9 protein-coding genes are annotated in these 10,701 nt (G+C 66.4%); 7 read left to right on the top strand and 2 right to left on the bottom strand.

Translation table 11 applies throughout. The annotated features are described in order from the left end of the window. Nucleotides 1–9: 9 nt before the first annotated feature. The 3 genes from KB201_RS15525 to KB201_RS15515 all read left to right on the top strand — a co-directional run bounded on the left by KB201_RS15525 (nt 10) and on the right by KB201_RS15515 (nt 3,585). Entirely contained in the window at nt 10–441 is a 432-nt protein-coding gene (locus KB201_RS15525; RefSeq protein ID WP_058250457.1) for a helix-turn-helix transcriptional regulator, read from the top strand. Nucleotides 442–460: 19 nt separating this feature from the next. Next, complete coding sequence (locus tag KB201_RS15520) at nt 461–871, top strand: VOC family protein (RefSeq protein WP_058250458.1); 411 nt, start codon at nt 461–463, stop codon at nt 869–871. A 206-nt stretch (nt 872–1,077) separates the two neighbouring features. Then, complete coding sequence (locus KB201_RS15515; RefSeq protein WP_249145727.1) at nt 1,078–3,585, top strand: excinuclease ABC subunit UvrA; 2,508 nt, start codon at nt 1,078–1,080, stop codon at nt 3,583–3,585. A 235-nt stretch (nt 3,586–3,820) separates the two neighbouring features. Here KB201_RS15515 and KB201_RS15510 read toward each other — a convergent pair whose 3' ends face one another. Further along, nucleotides 3,821–4,312 (bottom strand): GNAT family N-acetyltransferase, encoded by a 492-nt coding sequence (locus tag KB201_RS15510; RefSeq protein WP_307848078.1) that lies wholly within the window; start codon nt 4,310–4,312, stop codon nt 3,821–3,823. Between the two features lie 324 nt (nt 4,313–4,636). Between KB201_RS15510 and KB201_RS15505 the strand changes: the two genes are divergently transcribed. The 4 genes from KB201_RS15505 (at nt 4,637) to KB201_RS15490 (ending at nt 9,494) form a co-directional block, all read left to right on the top strand. Further along, the gene (locus tag KB201_RS15505; protein ID WP_211539724.1) at nt 4,637–5,908 is read left to right on the top strand and encodes a reverse transcriptase family protein; all 1,272 of its coding nucleotides are present in this window, start codon (nt 4,637–4,639) and stop codon (nt 5,906–5,908) included. 134 nt (nt 5,909–6,042) lie between these two features. Next, entirely contained in the window at nt 6,043–6,492 is a 450-nt protein-coding gene (locus KB201_RS15500) for a globin domain-containing protein (RefSeq protein WP_211539722.1), read from the top strand. Nucleotides 6,493–6,703: 211 nt separating this feature from the next. Beyond that, nucleotides 6,704–7,978 (top strand): glycosyltransferase 87 family protein, encoded by a 1,275-nt coding sequence (locus KB201_RS15495; protein ID WP_211539720.1) that lies wholly within the window; start codon nt 6,704–6,706, stop codon nt 7,976–7,978. Nucleotides 7,979–8,078: 100 nt separating this feature from the next. Then, nucleotides 8,079–9,494 (top strand): cytochrome P450, encoded by a 1,416-nt coding sequence (locus tag KB201_RS15490; protein ID WP_211539718.1) that lies wholly within the window; start codon nt 8,079–8,081, stop codon nt 9,492–9,494. Nucleotides 9,495–10,092: 598 nt separating this feature from the next. Here the strand turns inward: KB201_RS15490 and KB201_RS15485 are convergent. After that, nucleotides 10,093–10,701 (bottom strand): FKBP-type peptidyl-prolyl cis-trans isomerase, encoded by a 609-nt coding sequence (locus tag KB201_RS15485; protein ID WP_211539716.1) that lies wholly within the window; start codon nt 10,699–10,701, stop codon nt 10,093–10,095.

Genomic DNA, 10,701 nt, shown 5'->3' with positions numbered 1-10,701 from the left:
GATCAATCCGTGCCGCGAACCGACTCCGATCAGCGCCTGCGCGACCTGACCCTGCTGCGTCAGGTACGCGATCGCATCGACCGCGAGTACGCGCAGCCGCTCGACGTCGAGGCGCTCGCGCGCGGGGTGAACATGTCGGCCGGTCACCTGAGCCGGAAGTTCCGCCAGACCTACGGCGAATCGCCTTACTCGTACTTGATGACTCGCCGCATAGAACGGGCGATGACGCTGCTGCGGCGCGGCGACCTGACCGTCACCGAGGTCTGCTTCGAGGTGGGCTGCTCGTCGTTGGGCACCTTCAGCACCCGGTTCACCGAACTCGTCGGGGTACCGCCGACGGTCTATCGCGAACAGTCGGCCGACGCGACGGACGGCATACCGGCGTGCCTGGCGAAGAACATCACGAGACCGATCAGGAATCGAGAAGCACAGCGCGGGTGAGACTGCCTAGCCTGATCCCATGAACATCACGATCCAGTACACCTTCCTCCCACACACCGATGGCGACGCCGCCTTGGGCTTCTACCGTGACCTCCTCGGTTTCGAACTCCGCAAGGATGTCGGCTACGAGGGCATGCGGTGGCTGACCGTCGGCCCGCCCGGACAGCCGGGCACGTCGATCGTCCTGCATCCGCCGGCTGCCGATCCCGGTATCTCCGAGGAGGAACGCCAGACGATCCTCGAGTTGATCGCCAAGGGGAGTTACGGCGCGCTGACGCTGGCGACCGACGACCTCGACGGGCTGTTCGACAAGTTGCAGTCAAGCGGCGTCGACATCGTGCAGGAGCCGATGGATCAGCCGTATGGCGTGCGCGACGCCGCCGTTCGTGACCCGGCGGGCAACCTCATCCGTATCGACCAGGCCGGCTGAGAGATGTGCGGACGCGGTCGATACCCGCCCCCGGAAGCACTCGGCGCGGTCGTCGACCGACAATGCCCCGCGCCGGCGCCCGCCACCCTGGTTAGATCGACCGGGAGTCCGCGCACCGACCTCGTGCCAACGGACCTCCGGAATGACACGAGCACCCCGAACGTCGACGACCGCCCGCCCGCGGTCGCCACATTGATGGAGAGACGATGAGCCGAACCGCCACCCGTCCCGCACGGAAGGTCGACGCCGTGCGGGCCGACGGCATCCACCCCGCCGACACGCACGACATCATCCGCGTCCACGGCGCCCGGGAGAACAACCTCAAGGACGTCAGCGTCGATCTGCCGAAGCGTCGGCTGACGGTCTTCACCGGGGTGTCGGGTTCCGGGAAGAGTTCACTGGTCTTCAGCACCATCGCGGCGGAATCCCAGCGCCTCATCAACGAGACGTACAGTGCGTTCGTCCAGGGATTCATGCCGTCGATGGCTCGTCCGGACGTCGACATCCTGGAGGGTCTGACGACGGCGATCATCGTCGACCAGGAGCGGATGGGTGCCAACGTCCGGTCGACCGTCGGCACGGCCACCGACGCGAACGCGATGCTGCGTATCCTGTTCAGTCGCTTGGGAACTCCGCATATCGGTTCGCCTCAGGCCTTCTCGTTCAACGTCGCCTCGATCAGCGGGGCGGGTGCGGTGACCATCGAGAAGGGCGGGCAGAAGGTCAAGGAGCGTCGGAGCTTCTCCATCACCGGCGGGATGTGCCCACGATGCGAGGGCCGCGGCGAGGTCTCCGACTTCGACCTCACCGCGCTGTACGACTCGTCGAAGTCGCTCAACGAGGGCGCGCTGACGATCCCCGGCTACTCCATGGACGGCTGGTACGGCCGGATCTACCGCGGCTGCGGCTTCTTCGACCCCGACAAGCCAATTGCCAAGTACACCAAGAAGCAACTCAACGACCTGCTCTACAAAGAGCCCACCACGATCAAGGTCGAGGGCATCAACATCACCTACGAGGGTCTGATCCCGAAGATCCAGAAGTCGATGTTGAGCAAGGACCGTGAGGCGATGCAGCCGCACATCCGCGCCTTCGTCGATCGCGCGATCACCTTCGCGAAGTGCCCGGACTGTGAGGGCACCCGCCTCACCGCCGAGACCCGTTCGTCGAAGATCAAGGGCATCAGCATCGCCGACGCATGCGCGATGCAGATCAGCGATCTCGCCCAGTGGGTCGCCGAACTCGACGATCCGTCCGCGGCCCCGCTGATCACCGCGCTGCGAGACCACCTCAACGCGTTCGTCGACATCGGACTCGGCTACCTGTCCCTGGAACGCCCGGCCGGCACCCTGTCCGGCGGAGAGGCGCAGCGCACCAAGCTGATCCGTCACCTGGGTTCGTCGCTGACCGACGTGACCTATGTGTTCGACGAGCCGTCGATCGGTCTGCACCCGCACGACATCACCCGGATGAACGATCTGCTGCGCGCATTGCGGGACAAGGGCAACACGGTGCTGGTGGTCGAGCACAAGCCGGAGGTGATCGCGATCGCCGACCGCGTTGTCGACATCGGCCCGGGAGCGGGCACCGACGGCGGCACGATCGTGTTCGAAGGCACCGTCGACGAACTGCGGGCCGCGGACACGCTCACCGGGCGCCATCTGGAGGACCGCGCCGCCGTCAAGGACGAGGTCCGCACGCCCAGTGGTCATCTCGAGGTCCGCGGGGCCGACGCCAACAATCTGCGCGATGTCGACGTCGACATCCCGCTCGGTGTGCTGGTCGTGCTCACCGGCGTTGCGGGCTCGGGCAAGAGTTCGTTGATCAACTCGACGGTCGCCAAGGAGGATGGGGTCGTCTCCATCGACCAGAGCGCCATCAAGGGGTCGCGGCGTTCCAATCCGGCGACCTACACCGGTCTGCTCGAGCCGATCCGCAAGGCGTTCGCGAAGGCCAACGGCGTGAAACCCGCCTTGTTCAGCGCGAACTCGGAGGGTGCCTGCCCCAACTGCAACGGTGCAGGCGTCGTCTACTCCGACCTCGCGATGATGGCCGGCGTCGCCGCGCCCTGCGAGGTGTGCGAGGGCAAGCGATTCCAGGCCGAGGTGCTCGACTACACCTTCGGCGACCGCAACATCAGCGAAGTGCTCGAGATGTCGGTCGCCCAGGCGGAGGCCTTCTTCGCCGACGGCGACGCCAAACTCCCGTCAGCACACAAGATCCTGCACCGGATGGTCGACGTCGGGCTCGGCTACATCAAGGTCGGTCAACCGCTGACCACCCTGTCCGGCGGCGAACGCCAGCGCCTGAAGTTGGCCAGTCACATGGGGGAGAAGGGCGACGTCTACATCCTCGACGAGCCCACCACGGGCCTCCACCTCGCCGATGTGGAACAGCTCCTCGGGCTGCTCGACCGTCTCGTCGACTCCGGGAAGTCGGTGATCGTCATCGAACACCATCAGGCCGTGATGGCCCACGCCGACTGGATCATCGACCTCGGCCCGGGCGCCGGCCACGACGGCGGCCGGATCGTCTTCGAGGGCACGCCCGCCGACATCGTCGCCGACCGGTCCACGCTCACCGGCGAGCACCTCGCCGAGTACGTCGGCCTCCCAACGCTCCCTGAGGTGCGAGGAGCGATAGCGACGAGCCACGAAGGGTCCGGCGACCGAGGCTCCCAAACCCTAAGTGACGAGCCTTCTTCCGCTCCCTGAAGTGCGAGGAGCGCAAGCCGCCGGGCCGAGCAAGCGACGAAGGAGCGCGTCGAGGTCGACGAGCCTCGAAGGGTCCAGCAACCAGCCCCCGCGACCGACAGACTTCAACTCGACCTATGGACTTCGATCGATGTCTACCGGTCGAGTTGCAGTCTGTCGGTCAACAAGCGAGCAGGATCGCGCGAGCAGTACCGGGGTTCAGGTGCGCCAGTGGGTGCTGTTGGTCGGGCGGTCATCACTGTGCGTTGTTCATGCGTACTTCGTGACAATCCCAGCCGGAGTCGTGACGTGTGGCCCCGTCGAGTTCGAATCCGTGTTTGCGATAGAAGGCCACTGCCCGCGCGTTGTCGCGTGCAACCCAGAGGTAGGCCGGGATATCCGTTCCGCCGAGCACTGAGGTCATCAAGTCCATCGCCACACCGGTGCCGTGCTGGCGGGGAACGACATTCAGAGACCACAATTCGGTCGGTGCGGGAACGTCGTGGTCGCGAGCCGGGCCGCTTGCTGCAAAACCGACCATCTCCTGCGTGTCGAGTGAGGTCGCGCACCGGATGCGGATGCCGCGCCCAGCATGGCCTGCGAGGTCTCCGACAGTCTGTCGCCAGCGTGAGGCCGACTCCGCAGGAGTGAGCGCATCGAGCCGGTCCTGAGCCACCATTCCCGCATACGTGGCCTTCCAGATGGCGGTGTGCAGGCTCGAGATCTGATCGATGTCGCCTGCAACCACCGGCCGAATCTCATAGCTACCCACAGACACCGGGTCTACCAGACCTCGACCTCAGTGCGAGCGACGTCGGTGAACCCGCGCAGATCTGCGTCCTCGCCTCGGCTGTCTCACCGCCGTGGCACCATGTCGGTTGATGAACGACGGGCAAGGTGAGAGTGGATCGTCGCGATCCGTCTCAGGGGTAACCCCTGGGTGCACTTCACAGCTGGTCCCCGCGTCCGACGCCGGCGCGCACGCTGCACGTGCCACACGGCGCCGCTGCACAGTTCTGGTCACCCCATCCGTCGTTCATCACCACGACAGCCCACGACGCGACACGGCGCCGTGACCGAACCGTTCCTGCAACCGCATGAGGCAGCGGAAGTCGCTGCGGCCTTCTCGCGCACTTATACCGCCTGGACGTGGCCGGAGATCCTGGCGGCAGTGAGAGCGGTCCTGCCCGCTGAGGTCACCTCCGAAGTCGCCGCCCGCATCATCGAACTCTCGCCTCACGAACCGCGACATCCCGCGACCGGGATGATCCAGGCCCTCGCGCCGTGGACCCACCCGGCACACGTCGCCGCTCAACCCGTCATCGTGCACGAACCACGTTCTGCGGGAACGGTGTCCGACGCTCTGCCCGATCTCTACGATGTCGAGCAGTTCGCGCACTGGCTCGACTTCACCGTGCCCGAGCTCGAATGGTTCGCCGACCGCGGCCAATGGCTACGAACGGCGCGCCCGCCGTTGCGTCACTACCGAATCTGGCGGCGTGAGAAGCGGGACGGTGTCCGGGTCATCGAAGCTCCGAAACCCCGTATGCGCGAGACGCAACGGCGCCTGCTCAGACGGTTGGTCGAGCGCATTCCGGCACATCCCGCGGCGCGCGGTTTCGTACCCGGGTCGTCACCGGCTGCTTTCGCCTGGCCGCACACGGACCGTCCCGTGCTGCTGCGCGTCGACCTCCGGCATTGCTTCGAGACGATCACCGTATCGCGCGTCCGAGCAGTGTTCCGGCAGGCCGGCTACCCGCCGCATATCGCGCGCCTGCTCGCCGAATTGTGTACCACGGCAACGCCTGTGGACGAACTCCGCGGTATCGATCACACGCACGCAGCCCTTCTCCGGGAACGGCATCTGCCGCAAGGTGCGCCGACCTCGCCGCATCTGGCGAACCTCGTGATGCGGCGGCTCGATCGGCGGCTCGACGGGTACGCCCGCCGTCACGGCCTCCGCTACACCCGTTACGGCGACGACCTCGCGATCTCGGGCGACGCGATGAACGCCGACCGCGCGCTGTGGACCGTGCTCCGCATCGTCGAAGACGAGCGGTTCACCGTCCACCCGGAGAAGGTCCGGATCATGCACAGCCATCAGCGCCAACAGCTCGCCGGTCTCGTCGTCAACGACCGTCCGCAGGTCGCCAGATCCGACTACGACAATCTGCGGGCCCTGCTCCACAACGCCCGCCGACACGGGGCGTCGTCGCAGAATCACGACGAGCACCCGGACTTCCGCGCACACGTCTACGGCCTCATCGCGTGGGTGGGTGCGACGGGGGAGACACGTCGACGCCGTCTGCTGAACATGGCCCGCACGGTCGACTGGGACAGCTGAGAACCTCTGAAGACGGACCAATCGCCCGAACAATCCCGAACCTCACACCGGCTGCGGTTCGCTGTGAGACCACTGTTACCTCGGCCTTCCCCGCAGCGTGCCCAGTCGCAATGCCGGTGCACCAAGGTCCGTGCATGGACAAACAACTGCTCGAACGCAGCCTGGCACTCGTCGATCTTCCCGACGCGGGCCTCACCGTTCGCTTCTACGAGATCCTGTTCGACCGCTATCCCACCGTTCGCGCCATGTTCGGTCGCGACACCCGGGCCCAGGCCGAGATGTTGCGCAGCGCCGTCGTCTCGGTCGTGGAGCATCTCGACGACGCCGAGTGGCTGACGACGACTCTGCACGCGTTGGGGCGGCGACACGCCGGTCTCGGTGTCACCAGACCGATGTACACGGCGGTCGCGGAATGCATGATCGCCGCGATGAGCGAAATCGGTGGCGAGTCCTGGACCCCGGCCATGACGCTGGCCTGGGACCGCGCGCTCGGCGCGGTCGCGACGATCATGCTCGACGGCTATCCGGACGACGGCATGGTCGACATCATGCCGGCCGATCGACGCAAACCCGGAGCCGCCTGACCCGCCCTTCGCCCGATCCGGGCGACGCTCGACCACTGACTCGCCACGGTCCCATCGACCGACCCCCACCGCAGAACGCGCGACCACCCTTCGACTGTCCGACGACCGACAAGTCCCCGTGAGATCCGCACCGCCCGACTACACGGCCACGGCCCGGCCACCCTGAATCGCACGCCCTCCGCGATACGATCCCGCTCGGAAGTGAGGGCTCGTGACTGCTGCTGTAAACCCGCGACGTGCGCTGGATCGATACCTGGGATCAGCCCGGGCCCGGTGGGCGACACTCGCCGTCTTCCTCATCAGTTCGGCGGTCGCCATCGTCGTGCTGCCGAACCAACCGCCGGCCCCGTATCGCATCGATTTCGACGTCTACCGCATGGGCGGACAGGTCCTGCTCGACGGCGGCGACCTGTACGGCATCCTGCCCCGACTCGCGGAAGGCTCGTACCTCCCGTTCACGTATCCACCGCTTGCCGCAGCGCTGTTCTCGATCTTCACGGTCGTCCCACTCGGCCTCGGTCAGGCCCTGTTCACCGCGATCTCCATCGGCTGCCTGCTGGTGGTGTGCCGCATCGTCCTGTCCTGCCTCGTCGAGCGGCCTGCTCACCAGTTGTGGTGGCTCGCAACGGCCGCCGCGACGGTCGGCCTCTGGCTCGAACCCGTCCGCGACACCCTCAACTTCGGACAGATCAACATCGTGCTGATGACGCTCGTCGTCGTCGACGTACTGCTGGGCCGCGGCAAGTGGTGGAACGGGCTGCTCGTCGGACTCGCCATCTCGATCAAGCTCACCCCCGCGGTCTTCCTGTTGTTCTTCCTCGTCCGCCGGGACTGGCGCGCACTCGGCGTGGCCGCGGCGTCGGCGGTCGCCTACGCCGGTCTCGGCCATCTCCTGACACCGAACGACTCGCGCACCTACTGGACATCGACCCTCTTCGACACCGACCGCATCGGGAGCCCGCACTTCGCGAACAACCAGTCGATCAAGGGTGAGCTCGGCAGGCTCGGCATCGAGTCCGACGTTGCGTGGTTCCTCGTTTCGCTGATCGTCGGCCTGTTCATCGCCTGGGTCGCGTGGCGTCTGCTGTCGGTTGCACCGGCAGGTCCACAGCTGTCCGGGCCGCGCGACGTCGCGGCACTGATGGCAGTCGCGTTCGCCGCGCTGTACTGCTCGCCGGTCGCGTGGGACCACAGCTGGGTCTGGGTGGTCCCGCTGCTGATCTTGTTGTCCCACCTCGCGACCAGGCCCGCGGCGTCGGCGATGTGGTGGTGGCTCGTCGGTTCCGGACTCGTCATCTTCGCCGTCGCGCCGCATCAGCGCATCCCGCAGCGGTACGACGCCGAGCTGTCCTGGGTCTGGTGGCAGCACGTCGTCGGGTCGTCGTACCTGCTCTGGGGTCTCGTTGTGCTGGTCGCGCTGGGGGTCTCGGCACCCCGCGTGCTCGCGTCCAGACGACCGGCCGACACGCTCGCACAACCTGCGTGAACACCCCGTCTGTCGAACCCCCTTGAAACAGACGCTAAAATCCGTTCCAATGGTGCATAGTGATGTAACGCACATCGGAACAACGGGGAGTGGCAGGTACATGACGAGTCGGAAGAAGCAGATCCAGAGCGTGCTGGCGAAGGCGAGCAGCATGTACCCGAGCTCGGAGCGTCCGCTGGCCGAGCCGCCCGCAGGATCCGATCTCAAGCCGGTGATGGGTGACCCAGGGGTTCCGTGGCTCGGCAACACCCTCGAAGCGCTCGTCGACCCGCTCAAGTCGGCGATGGAACGTTTCGAGCGGTACGGACAGGTCTCCTGGTCGGGTGCGCTGGGGATGAACATGGTCACCCTCGTCGGTCCGGACGCGATCGAAGCGGTGTGGATGAACCGCAAGAAGGCGTTCTCGAGCGAACTCGGCTGGGAACCGATGATCGGCCCGTTCTTCCGCCGGGGCGTGATGCTGATGGACTTCGACGAGCACATGCAGCACCGCCGCATCATGCAGCAGGCGTTCAGCCGCCCCCGCCTCACCGGCTACCTCGACATCATGACCCCGCACATCGAGAAGACCCTCGCCAACTGGGAGGTGGGCAACGGCTTCAAGATGTACTCCCGGACCAAGGACCTCACCCTGTCGCTGGCGACCGAAGTCTTCATGGGTGCTCACGTCAGCGAGTCCGAGGCCCACCGACTGGAGCACGCCTTCGAGGCGGCGGTTCGCGGCGGTCAGGCGATCGTGCGGAAGGACGTCGGCAACTGGACCTGGGCCAAGGGGCTCCGGGGCCGCGAGGTGCTGCAGGAGTACTTCCGCTCCGAGATCCCGCTGCGTCGCGGCAACGACGCCGACGACCTGTTCAGCGTGCTCTGCAACGCCGAGAGCGACGAGGGCGAGACGTTCTCCGACGAGGACATCGTCAACCACATGATCTTCGTGATGATGGCTGCACACGACACCAGCACCATCGCGCTGTCGATGATGACCTACTTCCTCGGCAAGCACCCCGAGTGGCAGCAGCGCCTGCGCGAGGAGTCCCTGGCCCTCGACAAGCCGACGATCGACTACGACGACGTCGACAAGCTGCCCAGCATGGAGCTGGCCTTCAAGGAGACGCTGCGCCTCAACGCCCCGGTCGGCATGCTCTTCCGGATGGCGATCGAGGACACCGAGATCTGCGGTCACTACATCCCGAAGGGCACGCTGCTCGCCATCCATCCGTGGGCGACGATGCTCCGCAAGGAATGGTGGCCCAACCCGACCCACTTCGATCCCGAGCGCTTCTCCGCCGAACGCCGCGAGGACAAGGTCCACCGCTTCGCGTGGGCACCCTTCGGCGGCGGCGCACACAAGTGCATCGGCCTGTATTTCGGTGGCATGGAAGTGAAGTCGATCCTGCACCAGATGCTGCTGCGTTTCGAGTGGGACGTCCCGGCCGGTTACCGCCCGGAACTCACCTACGGCACCGGTCCGACCCCCGCCGACGGCCTGCCGATCAACCTGCGGCACCGCAAGATCTGACGGTTCCTCACACCCGAGGAGCGAGCCGCTCCACCGCTCCCCGGGGTGCGAGTAGCGCAGGCACCAACCCACCGCTCCCTGACGTGCGAGGAGCGATAGCCGCCGGGCCGAGCAAGCGACGAAGGAGCGCGTCGAGGTCGACGAGCCACGAAGGGTCCCAGTCGATCTCACGACTGGGGCCTTCGTGGTTCGCTGCTCGTGCAACTCAAGGTCAGGGGAGACAGGGGAAAGATTCTCGTCCCCCTGAGCACGATCGAAGGGAAATATGCCCTTCGATCACGCTGAGAGGGACGCGTTTTGGCACGCCAGAGGTCCAACTGTGCGCAACCTCAGACCCCAACGGGTGAAGAGCGACGGCGACGACCTCAGCAGAGCCCCTCCCCGCTGATTGAGCCGGCACCGAGCGAAGCCGCCGGGCCGAGCAAGCGACGAAGGAGCGCGTCGAGGTCGAGAAGTCCACCCCCGCTGGTTGAGCCGGCACCGAGCGAAGCGAGGCGCCCACCCCCGCTGGTTGAGCCGGCACCGAGCGAAGCGAGGCGCCGTGTCGAAGCCACCTGGTGACCCGAAATCGCCAGAGTGATTAGCGCGCTACAACCCTCTACGACGCCCCGAGGATGCTGATCTCGAAGACGAGCGTGTCGCCGACCTCGATACCGGCCTGTGGGTTGCCGGAGGCGTAACCGTCGGCCGACGTCATGGCGACGCCCACCTTCGACCCGACCTTCTGTCCCGCGATGGCCTTGCTGAACCCGGGGATCACGCCGTCGAGCGGGAAGGTCACGGGGGAGCCGTTTGCGTAGGCGCTGTCGAAGGTCTCGCCGGTGCGGCCGTTCACGCCGACATAGCAGACCGACACCGACGCGGTGTCCGGCACGACGGCGCCGTCACCCTCGACGAGCGTCTTGACCTGGGTCTCGTCGACGCTGAACGGATTTTCGACAGTGATGTTGGGGGCTTCGGTCGCGGTGGACGCGACCATCTGCAATCCACCGGTGGTGCCCTGCTCGGTCCACTGCGGCGTGGCATCGGCGTTCGCGGGTGCGGTCGGGCAGCTCTCGGCCCCCGCTGCCGGGGTCTCGGCGCCGCCGGTCGCCGCGGTCGCGGTGGGTTCGGTTGTGCCCGAGCCGGAGTCGGAGTCGGAGCTGCAACCGGCGACGGCCAGGACGAGTGCGGTGCCGAGGGCGAGGGTCACGTTCTTGATGTTCAC

Origin of the sequence: Gordonia sp. SCSIO 19800 (assembly GCF_018132775.1) — a bacterium.
Lineage (GTDB): Bacteria > Actinomycetota > Actinomycetes > Mycobacteriales > Mycobacteriaceae > Gordonia > Gordonia hongkongensis.
This window is presented reverse-complemented; position numbering and strand designations above follow the sequence as displayed.

Excerpts from the sequence above, each read along its gene's own strand:
- KB201_RS15520 (WP_058250458.1), top strand. The coding sequence starts at position 461 with ATGAACATCACGATCCAGTACACCTTCCTCCCACACACCGATGGCGAC.
- KB201_RS15515 (WP_249145727.1), top strand. The coding sequence starts at position 1,078 with ATGAGCCGAACCGCCACCCGTCCCGCACGGAAGGTCGACGCCGTGCGG.
- KB201_RS15500 (WP_211539722.1), top strand. The coding sequence starts at position 6,043 with ATGGACAAACAACTGCTCGAACGCAGCCTGGCACTCGTCGATCTTCCC.
- KB201_RS15490 (WP_211539718.1), top strand. The coding sequence starts at position 8,079 with ATGACGAGTCGGAAGAAGCAGATCCAGAGCGTGCTGGCGAAGGCGAGC.